This is a genomic window from Cupriavidus sp. UBA2010 (assembly GCF_002335265.1).
GTDB classification, from domain to species: Bacteria; Pseudomonadota; Gammaproteobacteria; order Burkholderiales; family Burkholderiaceae; genus Cupriavidus; species Cupriavidus metallidurans.
The window spans coordinates 122777-143818 of sequence record NZ_DDCI01000020.1 but is presented as its reverse complement, the minus strand read 5'-3'; the positions used below and the strand labels follow the sequence as shown (position 1 = coordinate 143818).

General features: G+C 63.4%; 19 protein-coding genes. 6 read left to right on the top strand and 13 right to left on the bottom strand.

The features are described 5' to 3' along the window. Nucleotides 1-13: 13 nt before the first annotated feature. The 5 genes from B2246_RS15285 to B2246_RS15265 all read right to left on the bottom strand — a co-directional run bounded on the left by B2246_RS15285 (nucleotide 14) and on the right by B2246_RS15265 (nucleotide 7076). Nucleotides 14-1792: a hypothetical protein gene (locus B2246_RS15285; protein ID WP_286881967.1), complete on the bottom strand. Its 1779-nt coding sequence runs from the start codon at nucleotides 1790-1792 to the stop codon at nucleotides 14-16. A 32-nt stretch (nucleotides 1793-1824) separates the two neighbouring features. Then, nucleotides 1825-3498: a GMC family oxidoreductase gene (locus B2246_RS15280; protein WP_286881968.1), complete on the bottom strand. Its 1674-nt coding sequence runs from the start codon at nucleotides 3496-3498 to the stop codon at nucleotides 1825-1827. A 331-nt stretch (nucleotides 3499-3829) separates the two neighbouring features. Continuing rightward, nucleotides 3830-4837: an aldo/keto reductase gene (locus B2246_RS15275; protein ID WP_008649216.1), complete on the bottom strand. Its 1008-nt coding sequence runs from the start codon at nucleotides 4835-4837 to the stop codon at nucleotides 3830-3832. 58 nt (nucleotides 4838-4895) lie between these two features. After that, nucleotides 4896-6470, bottom strand: a complete 1575-nt coding sequence (locus tag B2246_RS15270; RefSeq protein ID WP_186426700.1) for an FAD-dependent oxidoreductase — start codon at nucleotides 6468-6470, stop codon at nucleotides 4896-4898. A 138-nt stretch (nucleotides 6471-6608) separates the two neighbouring features. Next, nucleotides 6609-7076: a cupin domain-containing protein gene (locus B2246_RS15265; RefSeq protein WP_008649220.1), complete on the bottom strand. Its 468-nt coding sequence runs from the start codon at nucleotides 7074-7076 to the stop codon at nucleotides 6609-6611. Nucleotides 7077-7378: 302 nt separating this feature from the next. Between B2246_RS15265 and B2246_RS15260 the strand changes: the two genes are divergently transcribed. Then, nucleotides 7379-8758, top strand: a complete 1380-nt coding sequence (locus tag B2246_RS15260; protein ID WP_286881969.1) for an FAD-containing oxidoreductase — start codon at nucleotides 7379-7381, stop codon at nucleotides 8756-8758. A gap of 25 nt (nucleotides 8759-8783) precedes the next feature. Here the strand turns inward: B2246_RS15260 and B2246_RS15255 are convergent, their stop codons facing one another. Beyond that, nucleotides 8784-9353, bottom strand: coding sequence for a YdeI/OmpD-associated family protein (locus B2246_RS15255; RefSeq protein ID WP_286881970.1), 570 nt, complete (start codon nucleotides 9351-9353; stop codon nucleotides 8784-8786). 137 nt (nucleotides 9354-9490) lie between these two features. Here B2246_RS15255 and B2246_RS15250 point away from each other — a divergent pair, with 137 nt between their 5' ends. Next, entirely contained in the window at nucleotides 9491-10756 is a 1266-nt protein-coding gene (locus B2246_RS15250; RefSeq protein ID WP_286881971.1) for a TIGR03862 family flavoprotein, read from the top strand. A gap of 166 nt (nucleotides 10757-10922) precedes the next feature. On the opposite strand, the gene B2246_RS15245 is transcribed toward B2246_RS15250, so the two are convergent. The 3 genes from B2246_RS15245 to B2246_RS15235 all read right to left on the bottom strand — a co-directional run bounded on the left by B2246_RS15245 (nucleotide 10923) and on the right by B2246_RS15235 (nucleotide 12005). Next, entirely contained in the window at nucleotides 10923-11069 is a 147-nt protein-coding gene (locus tag B2246_RS15245; protein ID WP_008649224.1) for a DUF3096 domain-containing protein, read from the bottom strand. Between the two features lie 60 nt (nucleotides 11070-11129). Further along, on the bottom strand, nucleotides 11130-11333 hold the full coding sequence (locus B2246_RS15240) for a CsbD family protein (protein WP_008649225.1): 204 nt from the start codon (nucleotides 11331-11333) through the stop codon (nucleotides 11130-11132). Between the two features lie 93 nt (nucleotides 11334-11426). Further along, a complete protein-coding gene (locus B2246_RS15235; protein WP_286881972.1) occupies nucleotides 11427-12005 on the bottom strand; it encodes a hypothetical protein in 579 nt (192 codons plus the stop codon). Nucleotides 12006-12564: 559 nt separating this feature from the next. Between B2246_RS15235 and B2246_RS15225 the strand changes: the two genes are divergently transcribed. Further along, nucleotides 12565-13146 carry an isochorismatase family cysteine hydrolase gene (locus tag B2246_RS15225; protein WP_286882033.1) on the top strand — a complete coding sequence of 194 codons (582 nt, stop codon included), beginning with the start codon at nucleotides 12565-12567 and terminating at the stop codon, nucleotides 13144-13146. Between the two features lie 35 nt (nucleotides 13147-13181). Here the strand turns inward: B2246_RS15225 and B2246_RS15220 are convergent, their stop codons facing one another. After that, complete coding sequence (locus B2246_RS15220) at nucleotides 13182-13334, bottom strand: hypothetical protein (protein WP_017511327.1); 153 nt, start codon at nucleotides 13332-13334, stop codon at nucleotides 13182-13184. Between the two features lie 127 nt (nucleotides 13335-13461). Then, nucleotides 13462-13743 (bottom strand): putative quinol monooxygenase, encoded by a 282-nt coding sequence (locus B2246_RS15215; protein WP_008649234.1) that lies wholly within the window; start codon nucleotides 13741-13743, stop codon nucleotides 13462-13464. A gap of 239 nt (nucleotides 13744-13982) precedes the next feature. Here B2246_RS15215 and B2246_RS15210 point away from each other — a divergent pair, with 239 nt between their 5' ends. Both B2246_RS15210 and B2246_RS15205 read left to right on the top strand, forming a co-directional pair. Beyond that, a complete protein-coding gene (locus tag B2246_RS15210; RefSeq protein WP_286882034.1) occupies nucleotides 13983-14435 on the top strand; it encodes a MarR family winged helix-turn-helix transcriptional regulator in 453 nt (150 codons plus the stop codon). Between the two features lie 33 nt (nucleotides 14436-14468). Continuing rightward, nucleotides 14469-15794: an MFS transporter gene (locus B2246_RS15205; protein ID WP_035883864.1), complete on the top strand. Its 1326-nt coding sequence runs from the start codon at nucleotides 14469-14471 to the stop codon at nucleotides 15792-15794. Nucleotides 15795-16585: 791 nt separating this feature from the next. On the opposite strand, the gene B2246_RS15200 is transcribed toward B2246_RS15205, so the two are convergent. Beyond that, nucleotides 16586-17731: a hypothetical protein gene (locus B2246_RS15200; protein WP_286881973.1), complete on the bottom strand. Its 1146-nt coding sequence runs from the start codon at nucleotides 17729-17731 to the stop codon at nucleotides 16586-16588. A gap of 378 nt (nucleotides 17732-18109) precedes the next feature. Here B2246_RS15200 and B2246_RS15195 point away from each other — a divergent pair, with 378 nt between their 5' ends. Beyond that, nucleotides 18110-18880 carry a Crp/Fnr family transcriptional regulator gene (locus tag B2246_RS15195; protein ID WP_241227922.1) on the top strand — a complete coding sequence of 257 codons (771 nt, stop codon included), beginning with the start codon at nucleotides 18110-18112 and terminating at the stop codon, nucleotides 18878-18880. Nucleotides 18881-19284: 404 nt separating this feature from the next. On the opposite strand, the gene B2246_RS15190 is transcribed toward B2246_RS15195, so the two are convergent. After that, nucleotides 19285-20817, bottom strand: coding sequence for an arylsulfatase (locus B2246_RS15190; protein WP_286881975.1), 1533 nt, complete (start codon nucleotides 20815-20817; stop codon nucleotides 19285-19287). Nucleotides 20818-21042 lie beyond the last annotated feature (225 nt).

Here is a 21042-nt window from a genome sequence, read left to right as displayed (position 1 = left end):
GTCGGGTGTTGGATCACTGGCGTTGCGCCGTGGTCACGGCATCCCCGGTCACGCGCTTCATCCGGGAGGTGTCCAGTCGCACCAGCCCGAATGCGCCGCTATAGAAGATGTGGCCCTCGGCATCGACCTTGACGGGCGAGTACAGCCCGTTGAAGGTCGGATCGGTGCCGGTGCGGATCGTCATCACGGTCTTGCCGGTGTCCAGATCCATGCCGATGTGATAGCGGTCGTTCCAGCGGTTCGTGAAGTAGCCGTCGACGATCGCCATGCGGCCGCCGCCGCTGATCATCGGCACCACCGATATCGACGACACATCCGTGCGCACCCATTGCATCTTCCAGTTGTGGGTGCGCTGCTGCCACTTGAGCATGGCCACGCCGCTCGGGCCCGGGCGCGTGGCGCCGTTGATCAGGCTCGTGAAGCCGCCGCCGCGCTCGATCTGGGGCGAATCGTTGGTCGGGATGTTGTTGACCACGAACGCGTAGTCGCCAAAAGCCGACACCGATTGCTCGGACTGGACCGATTCGAGCTTGGGACCCATGTCCACCGCCAGCTGGTCCGCGATGCGCGGCGACTGCGTGCCCGGTTTGGCCTTCCAGCCGGCGGGGATGTTGTCGCGCCAGAAGGCCACCATGCGCATCTTGCGCGCGCCGTCGGTGATGACCACGAGCTTGTCCTCGTCCGGGCCAAAACCCATCAGCGTCGGCGTGGAGCCGGTGCCGTCGGCGATCTTGGGCGCGGGCATTACTACGCCACGGTCGTAGTTGGCGTGCCACGCGCCACTGGCCTCGTCGTCGTGGATCTTGCCGTGGATATCCACCACCAGACGGTACATCGTGGTGTTGGACGCCACGTAGACCGCGCCGCCACCGGCCTCGGGGCCCGTGGCGAAGCTGTTCATGAACATCTCGTCGGCGCCGGATACGGTGTAGCTGTCGATGACCTGCAGCGAATTGCGGTCGAGCGTAACGACCTTGCCACCGAGCGTGTTGACGACCAGGTAGCCGTTGTAGGTCATGCCCATGCCGAAGAGGATATCGGCGGGCAGGCGGGTCTTGCCGCGCTTGATCTTCTCGTTGTCGAACAGGCTGGCCGGCAGCGTGGCGGCGCGCAGCGGCGTCATGCCCGACGCGGGCGATTTCGGGTCGAGCTGGTCGATACGGAAGATCTGGCGGCCGCTGCAGCCGTAGAACGTATCGTCGCGGCCCAGCACCGCGTAGACCGCGCCGTTGGCGACCTGGTCCTCGGCGAACGACACCATCCGGTTCGGCTGCGACTTCATGTAGGCGAGCAGGCCAGCCTCGTCGCGGGCCGCCAGGAACGCCTTGACCTTCTCGGCCTGTGCCTGGCGCTCCGTCGGCGTCACGGGGGTGTAGTTCGGCAGGCGCACGGGGATATCGGTACGCGCGATCTCGGTCAGCTTGCCGTTCTCGACCGTTACCTTGCGCAGCGAGAAGCCGGCCCACCACCAGTAGATGTCCTTGCCGCCCACGTGGTCCATGACCAGCGGGAGACTGACGGACTCGTTCGGAATGACCTGGACCGATTCCGGCGTAATCTCGAAGTTGCCACGCGGCACGGTGAATCCGACGCTGTCCGTGGCGGCGTCATTCCAGTGAGTCTGGTTGTTGTACGACTGGGCCAGGAACGGATTCGGCGCCGGGCCGGAGGCGGCGACAGGGCCAACAGCGGGGCCGGCAGCGGTGCCAACAGCGGGGCCATTAGCGCAGGCGGTCGTGGCAATCAGGCTGGCCGCGATGGCGGTCAGTGCGAAGCGGGTGGAACAGCGCATCAAATGCTCCAGGTGGGAAGAGGTGGTGGTCATCAGGCGCCCGAGCGGATCAGGTCGGCGGCCTTCTCGCCGATCATCATGGCGGGTGCATTGGTGTTGCCGCCGATCAGCGTCGGCATGATCGAGGCATCGACTACGCGCAGGCCTTCCACGCCGTGCACGCGCAGGGACGGGTCGACCACGGCCATCGCATCCACGCCCATCTTGCAGGTGCCGATCGGGTGGAAGACCGAATCCGCATGACGGCGCACATACGCGCGGATGGCGGCTTCGTCGCCGTCGCCGGGGCCGATCTCCTCGGTGAGCAGTTCACGGCCTTGCGCGGAAGCCAGCGCCGGCTGCGCGAAGATGCGGCGCATCAGGCGGAAGCAGGCGACCATGCCCGCCATGTCCGATTCGGCGGAAAGGAAGCGCGGATCGATCAGCGGCGCGTCGCGGGTGTCGGCACTGTTCAGCCGCACGTGACCGCGGCTTTCGGGGCGCAGCAGGCAGGCCAGGCCGGTGAAGCCATGCTTGAGATCGCGGCGTCGCATGCCGGTGTGCGTCGGGGAAAGCCCCGGCACGAAGTGGAACTGCAGGTCGGGCTCGGCCAGGTCCCGCCGGCTGCGCAGGAAGGCGCCTGCTTCGGCAAGGTTGGAACTGAACATGCCGGTGCGGTCGCGTCGATACTGGCGCCACTGGCCCAGCATCCTGGCCGCGCCGCGCAGCGAGTATCCGAAAAGCTGCGGCGATGACACCTGACGGCAAACGGCGATGTCGAGGTGGTCCTGCAGGTTTTCGCCCACGCCGGGCAGGTCGTGCACGACGTCGATGCCGAGATCGCGCAGATGGGCAGCCGGGCCGATGCCGGATGCGAGCAGAAGCTGCGGCGAATTGAAGGCGCCGCCGCTGACGATCACTTCGCGGCGCGCGCGCAGCACCTGCGTGACGCCGGCGCGCGTGATGCTGACGCCGACCGCGCGGCGACCTTCGAACACGATGCGCTGCACCTGCGTGTCGGGCCAGACTGTCAGGTTGCGGCGGCCGCCGCTGAAGGTGCCATCGTTGGCATCGCCATGGTGCAGGTAGGCGCGCGCGCTGTTCCAGCGCTCGCCGTTGCGCTGCGTGACCTGGTAGTAGCCGGCGCCGTCCTGTTCCGCGCCGTTGAAGTCGCGGTTGAACGGGATGCCGGCCTGCATCGCGGCCTCGATGAAGCGCGCGGAAAACGGGTTGGGCGTGCGCAGCTCGTTGACGTGCAGCGGGCCGTCCTTGCCGTGGTGCCGGTCATCGAGCGCATGGTTGGTTTCGCTGCGACGGAAATAGGGGAGCACATCGTCATAGCCCCAACCATGGCAGCCCAGTTGCGCCCAGGTGTCGTAGTCCCTGCGGTGGCCACGGATATAGACCATGCCATTGATCGACGAACTGCCGCCCAGGCCGCGCCCGCGCGGCTGGTAGGACTGCCGGCCGTCGAGTCCCGGCTGCGGTACGGTGCGATAGGCGTAGTTGCGCGGACCGGCTTTCGGGACGATCGCGGCAACGGCCACCGGCGTCCAGACGCTGAAGTGATGATCGGTCGGGCCAGCTTCGAGCAGGGCCACGGTCACGCCAGCATCCTCGGCCAGCCGCGCCGCTACGGCGCACCCGGCCGATCCTGCGCCGATGATGATGTAGTCGAAGGCCGCCACCGCCGGCGTGTCGCCGGCGAGCTTTTCATTTTGGGTCACATCTGTCTCCTGTATGCGGCTTGTTGGGTCGCCGAGCCGGCGCGCACGCGCGAAAAGCTCATGGCCGGTGCGCAGTACATCAAATTGCGTTCAAGAGAACAGCCACCCATATGGGGTTGGGTGGGTGGGGAAATGGAGTGGGTGTCACAAGTGGCAAAGCAGGCACTGGGGCCGCCAGCCTTGTTGTGGTGGTGGGAGCAGTGGCGGGGGGTGGTGAAACCGGGCCGGCGAGCGAGGCGTGGACCCTAGGGGAATGACCTGGCTCGGGATCAGCGAGCCAATCTGGGAGCGGATTGGGGGATCAAGATGGGATCAGGACGGGATCAGGTGCCTAGGCGGGGACAGGTGGACGCTCCCGCTGGAATAGCGCGTGAAGCCGGCGTGCCGGTTGGTCCAGTGACGTGTCCTCGGCTGCGTCGATATTCGCCAGGATGTGTTCCGGCCGCCTCGACGAGAACAGGATCACGCTGGCCGGGTTCATGACCAGCGCGGCCTTGAGCATGAGTTGCGCCAGCACGCGGGCATTGGCGAGATCGGCGCCGACCTCGGTGGACCAGCGCAGGCAGGTGGCCGGGCTGGCCTGCAGCCACGCCACAAGCAACGGCAGGTGCTGGTTCAGCGCCCGGTGATGGATACGCGGATAGGGGGTATCGGGAATGGCCGGATCGAATACCGACCATTCGAACTGCGCCACGCGGCAGAAGGCGGGTTGGGTGCGGACCAGTTCGGGAATCTGGTCGCGATGGGAGCCAGCGCCGAACGTGCCGATCTTGCCGTCGCGCACGGCGTCTTCCATGACACGCAGGAGCTCGTGGTTGCCGTCGCGCGCCGTCAGGTCTTGGGCGGTGACTTCATGCAGCAGCCACAGGTCGATATGGTCGGTGCCGAGGGTGGCGAGGCTGGCTTCCAGCGATTCACGCGCCTGGCGTGCGGTGAAGATGGGATTCGGTTCGGAGGGGGTGACCGGAGAGAAGGATGTGCCAGGTATCGGTATCACGGTCTTGCGCAGCATCTGCTTGAGGCCCGGAAACGTCTGCAGCACCGGCCGCGCTACCACGCGCGCCAGGCGCGTGACGGCGTTGCTGTCCGGAGGCGGGATGCCGAACTTGGTCGTGATGGTCACCTGGCCGCGTACCTCCCGCAGGAACTCGCCGAGGCAGCTTTCTGCCTCGCCATAGCCATACATCGGCGCCGTATCGAAATGGCGGACACCGGCGTCGTAGGCCGCCCGGAGCATGGACAGCGACTGGCGGCGGTCCAGCGCGCCCATGATGCCTGAGCCGCCAAAGCCGAGCCGGGTGGTCTGGCGGCCGGTGTTGGCGAACGGGATGATTTCCATCGACAAGTCCTTGGAGGTTGATCGGTTGCGGTGGCGTGATGGAGACGCCAGATCCATGTCAGCGACGCCCGATATGCTCGGCCAGCCGTACGGCCAGTGCCAGTACGGTGTGCGTCGGATTGGAGAAACTCGAGGTCGGGAATACCGCGCCGGAGCATACATAGCCGTTGTCCATGCCATGCAGCTTGAGGTCGAGGTCGACGATGCCGTCACTGGCGCTGGCCGACATGCGCATCCCGCCCATGTGATGGTTCATGTCGTCGCAGGTGGCCCGGATACTGTCATCGGGGGCCTCTGACAGACTCGGGTCGGACACGCGCGCGATGCCCGCCAGCGAGTCCTGCGCGACCTTCGCGAAGGCCCGGATCGTATCCACCTCGTGATTGGAGATGCGCCAGTCGAGCCTTGTGCGGCAGAGGCCCAGGCTGTCGCGCGAGTTCGACAGGCGGATCGCGCTGTCCGTGCGTGGCGACTGCTCGCACTGGATCTGCAGCCCGATGCGGGCGTCCGGCGGCACATACGCGCGGCGCGCCACCGCGTAGCTCCAGCTCTGACGCGCCAGCAGTGGCGCATGGCGGACGAGCCGGCCAATCTCGCCGCCCGTGACTTCGCCAACGCGGCCGCGCAACAGCTTCTTGGCCGTTGTCTTGATCTGTGCCTGGATCTCGCCGGACTCGCTTTCGAAGGAGATCTGCGCGGCGACGTTGAGCGTGCGATAGCGCTGCTGCAGCGAGCGCGAAAGCCGGATCTTGGGCTGGTACTTGTAGCCCCGACTGAACACGTTGCCGAACACGTCCAGGAACTTGCGCCGGTTCGTCACGTCGAGCCATGTATGCCAGACCACGTGGTCCTGGAAATGCCTGCCCAGCAGCGCGTTGCGTTGCCACGGCATTTGCGTCAGCTCCGGCTGCAGAAAGAACCGCGAGCTTTCGATGCCACCCATGCACCAGACGAAGCGGTCCGCGCGGAACGTGCTTTCCTTGCCTTGCAGCGTCCTGCATCGGACGCCGCGAACATGGGTGCCTTCCACGATGGGGGATACGGCATTGGCATGTAGCCACACGGTCACCAGTGGATGGTTGCGCAGGGTACTGGCGTGGAGGTTCGAGAAGTTCGTTTCCGGGCACCAGCGGGTCAGGAACGTGTCGAGATTCGAAAACACCGGTTGCGCCAGTCCCAGTTCGCGCCAGACGGTCGCGTCCTCAAGCGACGCGCTGGCGAGTCCTTCCAGTTCGATCGCGCGCTGATAGTACGGGGCCAGTTCCCGCTTGGAGATGGGCCAGCCGCTCCCTTCCACCCAGGGGCGCTGCTCGAAGTCGATGGCATCGAACTCCAGAATCTGGCCACCCCATCGCGTGGTGGAGCCGCCGATGGCGCGAAAGCGGCCATCGTGAATGCCATGGTGGCGAAGGCCGGCGATCTCGCTGCGATAGGTGTCCTGCGAGGCCTGCTCGATGTCTTCGCCGCCGCCTTCCAGCATCACCACGCGCCGGCCATGGCGGGCCAGTTCCACGGCAAGCAGGATGCCGGCCGCGCCGGCGCCGACGATGCATACGTCGGCACGATCGCCCGGGGCGGGGGTGGACTCGATCAGGTCGCGAATCATGTGCTGGCGGCTCCAGGAAAGCGGCATAGGTCTCCTCCGGGAATTTATGGGGAGTTGCCTTGCCGGACAATGGCCTAGAGGGCCAGATATGAGCGGCGCCGCACATGCGGCGCCGGCAGGTTGCGGGGTCAGGGCCGCCAGGCGGCCGCGGATTCAAGTCAGCATTCAGGGCAGCAGATGGGTATCGCCGGCGGCCTGAGGCGGCAGCTTGATGGCCAAGGCCTTGAACTCGCCGCTGGATGCGATCGAGCCCGCATGCGCGGTGCCCTTGGGAATCACGATCAGGTCACCGGGGCCGACCTCGCGCTTTTCATCGCCCAGCCAGAAGACGCCCTTGCCAGAGATGATGTACTGAATCTCGTCGGCGCTGTTGTGGTAGTGCTTGGGGACATTGCCCGACTGCACGGCGATGGTTCCGGAAGGCGTGTTGACCAGCCCCTTGGTGCGCAGTGTGCCCATGTTGGGCACTTGCGGGCCGATGGCCTCGTCGCTCATGGCCGCCAGGTTGACGATCAGGGGCGCCAGCGCGGCCGGCGGGGTTTGGGCGTGGGCATGCGGCAGGTCGATGTGGGCGACAAGATAGCCGCAAGCAAAAGCGACCGGGACGGCGGAAAAAACGGCAAGACGACGCATATTCTTCTCCCTTGGGTTGGCCTGCGATCATTGCCTCGCCGCGACGCCTGCTTCGGGCGATCAGGCTGGATTGTCGCACCGCGCTTCATACCCAAGATTGAGGGGAAACCCGGAAGCGGGCGGCACTTGGCCGCTGCAACGCGGCCGGCGAACGTCTGGATCGTCCACTATGCTCGGATCTGGCTTCCGGGAATCATCGGGCACGCGCGGTCCTGGCGCTGGCGGCCCGGGTGATGTCGCGGAGGCGCCCATTTTCGTGGTTCGCCCGGTGGCGAGCACGGTACCCGGCAAGGAGAATCGTGATGGCTCAGAGATTGGACGCGATCATCATTGGCACCGGACAGGCCGGCCCCGCACTCGCGGCGCGGCTGGCCGGCGCGGGCAAGAAGCTGGCGGTTATCGAGCGCGGGCGGTTTGGCGGTACCTGCGTGAACACCGGTTGCATCCCTACCAAGGCGCTGATCGCCAGTGCGTACGCCGCGCAACTGGCGCGGCGGGCTGCCGAGTACGGCGTGACCATCGGTGGGCCGGTCGCGGTCGACATGAGGCAGGTAAAGGCACGCAAGGACGAAATCTCGGGCAGGTCCAGCCAGGGCGTGGAGCAGTGGATGCGCGGGCTGGACAACGTCACCGTCCATCAGGGGCACGCCCGCTTCGAGCACGCGCGCGGCGTGCGGGTCAATGGGGAGTTGCTGGAGGCCGACCAGATCTTCATCAACGTCGGCGGCCGGGCGCTGATTCCACCGATGCCAGGGCTGGATCAGGTGTCATACCTGACCAACTCAAGCATGATGGAAGTCGACTTCCTGCCGGAGCATCTGATCATCGTTGGCGGCAGCTACATCGGCCTTGAATTCGGCCAGATGTACCGGCGGTTCGGGGCCAGGGTGACCATCGTCGAGAAAGGCCCGAGGCTGATTCAGCGGGAAGACGAGGACGTGTCGCAAGCCGTGCGGGAGATCCTCGAACGCGAGGGCATCGAGGTCCGGCTCGACGCCAACTGTCTGAGCGCGCGCAAGGACGGTGACCATATTGCCGTCGGGCTCGATTGCGCGGGCGGGGCGCCTGAAGTTCACGGCTCGCACCTGTTGATGGCCGTCGGGCGCGTGCCCAATACGGACGATCTGGGGCTCGACAAGGCAGGTATCGAGACGGATGCCCGGGGCTACATCAAGGTGGACGATCAACTGCGCACCAGCGTCCCCGGCATCTGGGCGCTTGGCGACTGCAACGGCCGGGGCGCTTTCACGCATACGTCCTACAACGACTACGAGATCGTCGCGGCCGATCTGCTCGATAACGATCCGCGCGCGGTGACGGATCGCATTCCGGCCTATGCCTTGTTTACCGACCCGCCGTTGGGCCGCATCGGCATGACGGAGCGGGAAGCGCGGCAGTCAACGCGCAAGGTGCTGGTGGGCACGCGGCCCATGAGCCGTGTCGGGCGGGCCGTGGAGAAGGGCGAAAGCCAGGGCTTCATGAAGATACTCGTCGACGCCGACACGCGGCTGTTGCTGGGCGCTGCGATCCTCGGCCTGAACGGCGACGAGGTGGTGCACTCACTGCTCGACGTGATGTACGCCGGGGCTCCCTACACGACCATCAGTCGCGCGGTGCATATCCACCCCACGGTGTCCGAACTGGTGCCGACGGTGTTGCAGGGTTTGCGGGCGCTGACCTAGCGTTGCCCTGGTGCCGCCGTCGGGATTAGGGATGGATCTTCTCCCCCTTGTTCAACATCTCGATGAACTGGGCAATCTTTCTGGCGCGCGTTTCGGCTTTCTTCACGTTCTGGATTCTGAACAGAATGGCGAAGCGGTTCTGGCTGTTCAGGGTGGCGAAGAATTTCCTGGCCTTGGGGTTGGCGTCGAGGGCCTGCTGCAGATCGTCGGGCACGGTCGCCTTGCTCGGGGATGCATAGGCGGCCTCCCAGCGTCCGTCGCGTCTGGCCTGCTCGACGGCACGAAGCCCGGCTGGACGCATTCGCCCGGCGGCGATCAGCGCTTCGGCCTTTTCCTTGTTGATCCTGGACCAGATACTCCTTGCAGTCCTCGGCGTGAAGCGCTGGAGCCAATAGTGTTCGCTCTCGGCCTGCTTCTGCCCGTCGATCCACCCGTGGCAAAGGGCGCTTTCAATCGCCTGCGCATAGGACACCGTGGCTTCCCCGGCCGATCGCTTGGCGATGCGGAGCCAGACGCCGGATGCGGTGCCTCCATTGGCTTCGAGCCAGACTTCCCATGCTTGCTGATCGGCGAACGTGAGTGTTGGACTGTCCATGTGATGCCTGACGGAATTGTGCGGCGGACGAAGGGAATCGACGGTACCACAGCCCGGGAGCAGGCGGCGAGCGCGGACGGATCGCCGCTGGCGTGGCTACGCTTATAATTCGCCAGCCCTCCGTCATCCACGATTCCATGCCCGCTGTTCCTGCCCAAGAACCCATCCGCCACGATGGCGCCATTGTCATTGGCGGGGGACCTGCCGGTCTCATGGCCGCCGAGATGCTGGCCGGGCAAGGCCTGCCGGTGGACGTCTACGACGCCATGCCATCGGTCGGTCGCAAGTTCCTGATGGCCGGCAAGGGCGGGATGAACATCACCCACTCCGAGGCGGCGGAAGCCTTCCTGCGCCGCTATGGCGCACGCGCGGACCGGATCGGGCCGATGCTCGACAGCTTCGACGCCGACAAACTGCGTGCCTGGGTGCACGGGCTGGGCATCGACACTTTTGTCGGCAGTTCGGGGCGCGTATTTCCCACTGACATGAAAGCCGCGCCGCTGTTGCGGGCATGGCTCCATCGCTTGCGCGAATCCGGGGTGCGCATTCACGTGCGGCACCGCTGGATCGGTTTTGGCGCGCCCATCGACGGCTGGCATGTGCTGCGCTTTGCCACGCGGGACGGCGAGATCGAGGTGGCGGCACGTGCGGTTGTGCTCGCGCTCGGCGGCGGTAGCTGGGCGCGTCTTGGTTCCGATGGCGCATGGCTGCCGATGCTGGCGGCGCGTGGCGTTGACGTGGCGCCGCTGCGGCCCGCCAACTGCGGCTTCGATATCGCCTGGAGCGAAGTGTTCCGCGCGCAACATGCGGGTGAGCCAGTGAAGTCGGTGGCCATCGGCGTCACGACGGTCGATGGCACGGCATTGCAGCGGCAGGGCGAGTTCGTCATCAGCGAGACCGGCATCGAAGGCAGTCTGGTATACGCGCTGTCCGCGCCGATTCGCGATCTGATCGACACGCACGGGTTCGCAATCATCACGGTGGACCTGGCGCCGGGGCGCTCCCCGGAGGATGTCGCGGCCGAAGTAAGCCGGCCGCGCGGCTCGCGTTCGGTATCGAGCCATCTGCAGAGCCGGCTGGGTATTACCGGCGTCAAGGCGCGCATGTTGCGTGAGGTCCTGACGAAGGAAGCGATGCACGACCCCGTGACGCTGGCGGCAGCCATCAAGGCATTGCCGCTGCGGCTCGTTCGCGCGCGGCCGATCGACGAAGTCATCAGCACGGCGGGCGGTGTCCGCTTCGAGGCGATGGATGACCGACTGATGCTGACCGCATTGCCGGGCGTGTTTTGCGCGGGGGAGATGCTGGACTGGGAAGCGCCGACCGGCGGCTATCTGCTGACGGCCTGTTTTGCGAGCGGGCGCGTGGCCGGGTCGGGGGCCGTGGCGTATTTGCGCGGCTGACGTGTCCGGCCATCTCTTGCTCCGGGACGGCCAACCTTCACTACGGCGCCGTTAGAGGCGCTATCAAAATGAAGCGAAGCGGTTCTGGCTAGGCGCGGGGCCGCAGACAGTACAAGTGGTACGGCAAGGCCGCGCAACGACGCCAGAATCATTTTGATAGTGCCTCTTAGCGTAGATGTCCGCCGAACAACCCGAGCAGACCGATCACGATGAGGTAGATGGCGACGATGTAGTTGAGCAGTCGCGGCATGATCAGAATGAGGATGCCAGCGATCAACGATATGAGGGGTCCCGCACTGGTAACCATGGTCATGGTGACTCCCGGAAACAGGCGTGCCCGGGTGGCACGCCCTTCTTTCTTGCAAGCGATGGGTTACCAGTGGACGTCACGCTCCCATGCCTTCAGCTCATCCTCGGCCTTTTCCTTGGTGCAGCCATAACGTTCCTGGATGCGGCCGAGAAGCTGGTCCCGCTTACCGCGGATCTGCGTGATATCGCTGTCAGTGAGCTTGCCCCACTGTTCCTTGACCTTGCCCTTGGCCTGTTCCCACTTACCTTCGATCTGATCCCAGTTCATATCTGACTCCTTGAGTGAAGTTCCTGGTGCGGACATACGGACGCCGCCCCGGGAACACGCCAGCAATTGGCGGAGGTGATGATTGACGGTTGATTACTTGCCGAACTTGGCGGCGACATCGGCCTGGCACTGGCTCCTGGCGTCGCCGGACATCGCATCGCAACGTTCCTTGCGAGCCTCGTATGCCGCGTCAAGGTTGTCCTTCTGGGCAGCACGGCGCGCTTGCGCGACTTCCTCGGGGCTGCCGGTGGCTGCGGCCTTCTCGATCTTCGCGCTGCCCACGGCCCGCTCATGCGCGGCCTTGGCATCCTTCACGCAGACGTCCTTCTCGTTGCCCTTCTTGTCGTCACACATTTCCTTCGCCACGTCGTAGTCTCGATCGGCCTTGGTTTTCATGGCCTTGGCGTGGGCCTTTTCGGTACCTTCGTGGCGCGCATCCGCGTCAGCCCTGGCCACGTCACGATCTCGCTTGGCCTCCAGCTTGCACACGTCCTTCGCGTTGTCCTTCATGCCGTCACATCTCGCGGATGCTGCCTTGTAGTCGGCATCCGCCTGCTTGATTGCAGCTTCGTGATCGGCCTTCGATCCTGCCGGGGCTTGCGCCAGTGCCATGCCTGCGGGCGTGGCAACCAGCATCGAACACACTACTGCCGAGAGCCATTTACTCATCACGTTCGAGCTCCTGTTCAAAGTGGATTCAATCGGATCCGCCGGGCCCTCCCGTTGCTGCCCGGCGGCGGGGGCAGGGCTGTGCGCCCATGCATCAAGGTTAGGTTCGCGGTGGGGGAGGGAAGCAGAAGGGCGGCTCCGAAAGGTGCGTCAGACGATTCCGACGATGGATCGAAGGAAGTGCCACTGACGCACGGCAGGCGCACGGCAGGCGCACAGCAGGCGCACAGCAGGCGCACAGCAGGCGCACGGCAGGCGCACGGCGCACATCGTTGCGCGGCCTTGATGGGATACAGTACGCAGAATTTCGCGAAGGCCCAGACGCTTCAGGAGCGCCAATGTTTGATCACGTCAAATTCGGCGTCAGCGATGAATCGCGCGGCATAGGGCGCTGGCAGCAAGGACAACGGTGCCCTTGGTCCACGCCCGCGCTACCATGCGAACCACTACGCGAACTACCACGCGAACTACCACGCGAACTAACAAGCGGCGTTCGTCATTGGTCCCGACGGGCGCAGCATCGAAGCGGTTTGCCATCAACCCGAGGCCAGAAAGGATGATCATGCAGATTCCGGTAATCGAGCCTGCGCGAACCGCGCTGGTGGTCATGCATTACCAGACCGATATTCTGGAGTTGTTCCCGTCCGTCGCGCCGGCTCTGCTGTCGAATACACGCAGGCTGTGCGATGCCGCACGAGCGGTGGGCGTCGGCGTCTATTTCGCCAAGATTCATTTCAGCGCGGGGTATCCGGAAGTCAGTCCGTTGAACCGGAACGGGCAGGTCATCAAGCAGCTTGGCCTGTTCGTCAATGACCAGATCTCGCCGGAACTCGGCCAGCGGGCCGACGAACCGCTGATCCTCGCGCATCGCGCCAGCGTGTTCTTCGGCACTGACCTGGAGGTGCGGCTTTCCGCCCGGGGGATCGACACGCTGATCATGGTTGGCATCGCGTCGACGGGGGTGGTGCTGTCGTCGGTGGCGCATGCGAGCGATGCGGACTTCCGGCTGTTCACGGTGAAGGACTGCTGCTACGACCCGGATCCGGTCGTCCACGATCATCTATTTGCCACGGCATTCGAATCGCGTACGACGGTGCTCTCACTCACCGATGCCTTGGCGTTACTGGCTCAGCCTTCCTTGTAAACTGAGGGGTGTGCCTGATTCGGCACGTGCAGGGGTCACTTGTCGCGCGTCACGCTCACGCCGGCATCCACGGTGCCGTACACGGTGACGCTTGATTCCCGGCCTCCCGGGGCGCTTGACGACGCGCATCCCTGAATGGCGCCAAGCAGAAGTACCAGTCCAATTGCGCTGAAAACTACCCGATGCATGATGATTGTCCGATGTCTTCCAAAAAGCATTGGACGGCGCGGGGCTTCAGGAGTTTCATCCGGGATGGCGACGACCCTGGAATCGGGTCGTCGACGCAATCATGGACGTTCGCCGGATCGTAGTCGATCAGATTGAGGACAGGCGCAGTACGTTGGGCGGGCCATCCATGAACGCGCCCATTGCTTTGCCGATGGAGCGGAAGTGCTCCGATTTCCGATGCGCGTCGACCGCATCGGCATCGCGATATTTCTCGGTGAATGCGTAAAGCCCGGTTTCAGCGGTCCGCCAGAGCGTGTACTCAAGGCATCCTTCCTCCTGCCGGGATGCCGCCACCAGTTCGGCTGCGACCTTTTCGAACTCAGCCTCGGCACCGGGTTTCACTTTGATCTGCGCAACAACAGCCAGCATCGTCTCCTCCTCTTCAAGTGGGTAATTTTCCGAAAATCCTAGCCTGACCGGACCGCTCAGTCTAGATGCATGGGCCCAACAAAACGTTCGGTATTCGCCCTTGCTGGTCTTTCCGGGGCATTGCGCGCGCTGGCGTTCTGCATGGCAGTTGACGTCCCATTGCTGGCAGCCTGAGGCGCGATTTGACCTGTCCCAGTTAGGAAGGTAACCTTGCAAGGTAACCTTTCTAGTTGCATGCCATGAGCAAGAGTCCTCCTTCAGCAAGTGACGCTTTGGCGCACGCCACGGCCGAAGACCTGCGCGCCCTGATTGGCACGCTGCGCCGAAGGTTGCGCGAAGAGGCGAGGGCCGGTGATTTCACGCCTTCGCAGATCCAGGTGCTGCATCTGCTCGAGCGCGATGGCCCGGCAACGGTTGCCGGACTCGCCCGCGCCCTGGATGTGCGTCCGCAATCGATGGGCGAGACGCTGACAGTCCTGAAGGCCGCGGGTGCCGTCAGCGGCGCGCCCGATCCAAACGACGGTCGGCAAACTGTTCTCTCGCTGACCCCGGCCTTCCGCCAGAAAGTCAAAGCCAGCCGCGCGGCGCGCGAGGACTGGCTCTACCGCGCCATCCAGAGTCGTTTCACCGCTGCCGAACAGCAGCAACTCGCAACCGGCATCGAGCTTCTCAAGCGGCTGGTCGCGCCGTGACGTCAACACGATAGATTCATAGGGAACACGTCCGTGGCTCGTACATTCCGTTCGCTGCGCAACTTCAACTACCGGGTGTGGGCGAGTGGCGCGATCGTGTCCAACATCGGCACGTGGATGCAGCGCACGGCGCAGGACTGGCTCGTGCTCACCGAACTCACGCATCACAACGCGACTGCCGTCGGGATCGTGATGTCGCTGCAGTTTGGCCCCCAGATGCTGCTGTTGCCGCTTACCGGCTATGCGGCCGATCACTTCAACCGCCGCAAACTGCTGTTCATCACGCAGACAGCCATGGGTTTGCTGGCGCTTGGGCTGGGCCTGATGACCGTCACTGGCCTGGTGCGACTGTGGCATGTCTATGTGTTCGCATTGCTGCTCGGATGCGTCACCGCGTTCGACGCCCCAGCGCGGCAGACCTTTGTCTCCGATCTGGTCGGCGAGGAGGACCTGCCCAATGCCGTTGCGCTGAACTCCACTTCGTTCAATGGGGCGCGGATGATTGGCCCTGCGATCACGGGTCTGCTCATTGCATCGATTGGCACGGGATGGGTATTCCTGATCAATGCGCTGTCGTTTGTCCCGGTGATCGGCGCGCTGCGCATGTTGCGTCAGCACGAGCTGCACCTGAAGCCGCCCGCGCAGCGCTCACGCGGCAGCTTTCTGGAAGGCTTCAGGTACGTGTGGAAACGCCCCGACCTGAAGGCGGCGCTGTTCATGCTGTTCCTGATCGGCACCTTCGGCCTGAACTTCCCGATCTTCATTTCGACGATGTCGGTCAGTGCATTTCATGCCGGTGCGGGACAGTACGGCTTGCTGAGTTCGACCATGGCGATAGGGTCCGTTACCGGCACGCTGCTGGCCGCGCGCCGGGCACGCCCGCGCATGGCGATCCTGGTCGGTGCCGCAACCATCTTTGGCGTGGGCTGCATGTTTGGCGCATTGATGCCGAATGCGGTGTTGTTCGGCCTGACGCTGGCGGTGATCGGTGCATCGACACAGACGTTCACCACGTCCACCAATAGCCTCGTGCAGATCTCGACCGAGCCGGCGATGCGTGGCCGGGTAATCGCCATCCTGCTGGCCATTGCACTGGGCACCACGCCGCTTGGCGCGCCGGTGGTGGGGTGGGTGGCGGACCGCTTTGGTCCGCGCTGGGCGCTGGGTGTTGGAGCGGCTTCGGGTTTTGCCGCGGCGCTCGTCGGCCTGTTCTATCTGATGAAAAATCGCAACCTGCGCTTCTATATCGAGACGGGGCGCCTGCGCTACAGCATCGACAAGCCGCGCCAGGCGGCGTTCGTGACTGCTCCCGCCGCGGCAGTGCCAAATGTGGTGATGAGCAAGGCGGAAGACGAGTGAGCGGCAGCGTCGGCATCGCGCCGGCGTGCGGACAGACTCCTGTCCATGGCATTGGCCTTGCCATCCGCGCGAGGTAACGGCCCCTCAAGGATTTCGCGGCGGACCACGTGACTCACGTGCTGCACTATCCGCCGAAGATCCTGGATAGCATGAAACTGCTGGACTCCGAATGAGTGGACCCTGGATAGGGCGAGGGCCGGTAAGGGGCGTCAGAAAGAAGGCTTATCGCCAACTTCCGGGGAGGGCAGAGTTCGGCCATTTTGAGTCATTGGCCTTTTCAATCTCGATGGCCGGTTTAGTTGTGACTCCGGTCGTCTGCTAAACGAAGTTCAACCGGCAGAGATGGGTCGGTAGAAGCCTCTAGCGCCTGGAAGCCTAGGCGCGGATAGGCTGAGGGCGGAAACCGGCCCAAAGCTGCCATCTGAATAGTCAGGCTGAGTTTCCCCTCCAGACAGTAGCCGGCCAACGACGGCGTTTTGAGCGGGCGCCCCTTGGTCGGTAGCAACGTTGGCTCTTACGCGTGTGACGACCAATCTGTCGGTAAAACGCCCCATACGTCGACGACGACGTTGCGGCGATCTAGCCAACTGATCGCGGCATCGAACGAAAAGCGGCTGGCCGTTGCCGAGCGAAAGCGATGTGGCGTAGGCGTTTGCCAGCGCATCCGCATATGCGCGTCGCCATGCCGTACTGTTTCTGCTTTGAAGTAGTGGCGGGCTCGCCGGCCGCTGGCTCCGCGATGTCGCCAGCGACCGACTGCTCCGAAAGAACTCCGCCAGCACGGCAGCTGATTAGTGCTTGTCCTGCATGCAAGGCACCGCGATCTCGAAGGCCGAGGTCGACATGTAGCGGCCCGCCGGGTAATAGTCGCCCATGACTTTGCGTTCATCGCCCGGCTTCGAAATGGCCTGTACCGCGTGGGGAAAGTCTGTCGTCCCAAGCATGTGCCGCAGTTGCACCACCGTGACATCAGCGTCTTCGGCGCCATCTCCGTCATCCGCCATCGGCAGCCAGGCAATGCCGCACTGTGTCGTTGCGTTGCGTGGACGGTCTTCCTTCCGGCTCACTACTATCGTGTAGAAGCCATCCGGACCAACCGGAACCTGCTCGTCGTAGACGCAGCCATTGACGCGGGTATTGGCAAAGCCCTGATTTGAGCACATGGACCAGTACCTAAGCTCGCCCGTGCCCATCACGGCATCACCGTTGGCTGTGCGAGGCGTTGTCGGCGCCTCGGCGCGGATGACGAACACCTTGCCAAGCTTGCGGTTGACAATAGTGCGGATGTACTGGTTGTCGAGGTTCGGATAGAAGCCCCCGGTGCTCTTCTTCGGGCTGGTCAGTGGCTTCCCGGTGTATAGGCTGTACAGATATTCTCGGTCGTACTGGATAAACCAAGTAGGGGGGCTGGTTGCCGGAAACGCAGGCTGGTGCTTCTCCTTGCCTACCTCGCGGGCGGTGGCAACAAGCTCGTGGTACTTCTCCATCGGGACCGCGAGCGCTGCCGGATCGATCTGCAGCGGCTGCCGGGTGCGCAATGCGGGACACGCCGCATCCCCCCTGAGTACCCGGCCATCTGCGAGTGTTAGCACGGGAACAGGCAGTCCGACGCCTCCTGTCTCGTCCACTCCTTTGTCTCGCGCATAGATGCGATAGAGAACCTGCTGTTGGCCGGGTCCGTACTTCGGAGCATGCAATATCGAGCGCTGCTGCCCAAGCAAGTTCATGCCCACAGGCTGGTCGGCCGGAGGCGCTGCGTCGAGGACATCCAGCGAGTAGCCTCGCGCCTTTGCGTTGCGATTTGCCCCGGGCAGGAAAGGATTCACCGCACCCGTTGCGGGCTTGATCAGATAGTCGGCGACGGATTCGACGGGAACGCCGGCGCCGTCATAGCTGATCAGCGACATATACCGCGAGTGCGGAAAATTGCCTTCCATGGAAAGCCTCGCGCCCTCAGGAATCGAGAACGTCGCGCCCCAGTAAAACGTGCCGGCATCGGGATATGCGATATTGATGTACGGATCGGCACTGACCGGGCCACGCGACCAGAAGCAATTGCGCGGGCCGGGAATCGGGTCCCTGATAGCATCGACGACTGCAGTCCCGCCAGACTTCGATTGCTGCGACTGCGGCGACTGCGCGGCTGCCGTGCCAACTGTGCCACACGCAGCGGCGAACGCCAGTGCCATCGCGATTCGGCGGCGGAATGGATGGCACGCGGTCGACCTGACCGATCCCGAACCAGAATGTTGCTTCACGACTCGTCTCCTTGCTGTAGTAGAGCGTCCCGGCCCGCACGGCCAGCATGCGAGGGCATGCTACATTTGAAGCGCCCTGGCACTTGTCGCCCGGACGACAACTCATCTCGTTTTTCCATGCCCGCTACCGGTGACGCCACTGATCAGGAACTCCGACGCATCCTTGTGAGCAATGCGTGGTTTGCGAGTCTGCCCGCAGCCTTGCAGGACAAGATCATTTCCCGCGGTACGGTGCGCACCTTCCCAAGGAAGGCGGTGGTTTCCGCACAGGGAAGTACACCCAAAGCGATGAGTGCAGTATTGGAGGGCCACGTCCGCGTTACGCGCGTGCTGGTCGGCGGCGAGGAGAACCTCTATCACGTAGGAGACCCCGGTTTCTGGTTTGGCCCATTGGCCCTGGTCACCAACGAGAAGACCACCGTGGCAGTGATCGCCGACACGGACGTCCGGATATTCACGCTTTCCAAGGCGCAATTCGAGCGAATCGCAAAGGAAGATCCGAGTTTCTACCGCTACCTTGCGCTGTTCATCGCGGAGCGATATGCCGGCTTGCTGCGCCACGTCTCGGATTCAAGACTGATTTCTCCGGAAGAGCGTGTTTGTGCAAAGCTGGCGGCATTGCTGCGGATACAGCGTCCGGACCAGCAACATGCCGGTCCTGTCACGGTCAAGGTGTCCCAGGTGGACCTGGCTGCCATGGTCGGTGTCTCGCGCCAGACATTGAACGAGCTTCTGAAGAAACTGGAGAGACGCGGCTTGATCGAGATTGCGTTTCGAAGCATCCGGGTGGTGAATCCGGCGCTGTTGCGGGACAACGGCGACTACTGATGTCCGCGTGTCCATCCTGCCCTACGGCACCTTGCGCCGCGGCAAACAGCGCGGCCATCCCGCCCTTCACGGGGAGACTGAGACTGACTTGAAAAGCAGATGCCAGGCCGCAAGTCGGTGTTGGCCGATGTGCGGCCGGCCATTGGTCTGGTCGACGATGGCCGCTCTGGAGTCGGGAACGGCCCTCGATCCTATGAAACCGAACAGCAGAAAACTGGCCGACTCGGCCTTTCGGCGCTGTGAAGCTGACTGGCCGAGAAGGGGCGGTAGCCGCCGTCGGCGCCAGTAACCCCTTTCCTGGATAGACGGAAGGCCGAGACGGGCCAGAAGCCGACCTTCGACGCTCCGTGGACGGCGTCCCAAAAGCCGACTTTTACGACTCAATGTCAAACGGCCGCTTTAGGCTAATTCTCCATGGAAGCCATCCCTATCCCGCCGGCGCCCTTCTGTGAAGGCGGGTAGTCTTTCATGCTCTTCTGAAACGCTTCGATATACGGTGCCATGATTGGAATGATCCAGCTCCGCTGCTGTTGCCAGCGGAAATGGTCGCCGGTTTCGGGAGAGCGCTCGTACGGGTCGACCTTGATGTCGATCACGAGCCCGCCGGGGATCTCCTTGGCTGCCTCCATCCACTTGTCCTTGATGGCCGTGTGTATCTTCCATTGGTCCACGCGAACCGCGTTCATGCTGGTTTCGGCGAAGTAGAAGAATTCATGCCGTTGGGACTTGCCATCGGGCTTTGTCAGCATATCGAGCTGATTGTAGCCATCGAGGTGATTCTTGAATGTCCTGCCGCCGACGGAAAGGCCAGTTAGTAGCTGGGATTTCACGTCCGGTTTGCCGACGGCAGCCATCAGAGTGGGTAGCCAGTCTTCGGATGTCATGAACTCTCCGGTCCAGGTATCAGGCTTGATGTGATCGGGCCAGCGGACCAGCATTGGCACACGGAAGCCGCCATCCCAGGTCAGCCCCTTCTCGCCGCGAAACGACGCAGCGCCAGAGTCCGGCCAATGCGAGAGGTTCACGCCATTGTCGGAGGTGAACAGGACGATAGTGTTCTTGCTTAACCCCTCCTGATCGAGTGAATCCAGCAATTTGCCAACCAGCGAGTCGAGCTGCATCACGGCATCGGTGTATTCGGTGTGCCCGCTCTTGCCCAACCACTGATTGCTGACGTGAATCTTCTGGTGCATGCGCGAAGGGTTGAACCACAGGAAGAACGGCTTGTTGGCTGCCTTCTGCTTCTTGATCCAGTCGATCGACATGTCGGTGAAGGTGTCGTCGATGGTCTTCATCCGTTCGATCGTGAGCGGTCCTTCGTCCGTGATCTTCTGCTTGCCCACACGCCCCCAGCGCGGGTCGTCAGTGGTGTCATTCAAGCTGGTAGCGACCGCGTGAATCATGTTGCGGGGAATGCCGGGGAACTTCGGGTCTTTCGGGAAGTTAGTCATTTCAGCGATCTCCATCACGTTGAGGTGATAGAGAAAGCCGTAGAACTCATCGAACCCGTGTACTGTCGGCAGGTACTCATTGCGGTCGCCGACGTGCGATTTGCCAAACATGCCGGTCGCGTACCCCTCGGCCTTCAACAACTGGGCCATGGTGACGTCGGAGTCCTGCAGGCCGACTTTCGCGCCAGGCTGCCCGACTGCCGTGAGTCCGGTACGGATCGGATATTGTCCAGTGATGAGCGCCGCGCGGCCCGCAGTACAGCTCGGTTGGGCGTAATAATCGGAGATCATTAGCCCCTCTTTTGCGATGCGGTCGATATTCGGCGTGGTAACGGCGCCGAGCCCGCGGTTGTAGGCTGACACGTCCATCGGTGCCATGTCATCGACCATGATGACCACGATGTTGGGTCTCTCCGCCGCTTCCGCCAACCCAATGGATACCGAGCCCAAGACAAGGCTTAACAACAGGCTTCTCACAGTGAGCATGACCCTACCTATATCGGTGAAAAAGCTACTTTATGAAATCTAAACGTGTCGCAGACAAGCACTACGGCAATTCCGAGGAGCTGCCTATCCTCCGGCTACTACCGCTCGCGGAAAGCATGGTGCCGCAATCGTCGCAGTTTGGAGCGTTCCATCAAAGTATTCATGCCATCGTTTAAATATTTAAAGACTCCGTGTTTTCGTCTGGTCCTCCTACCGTGACGAATT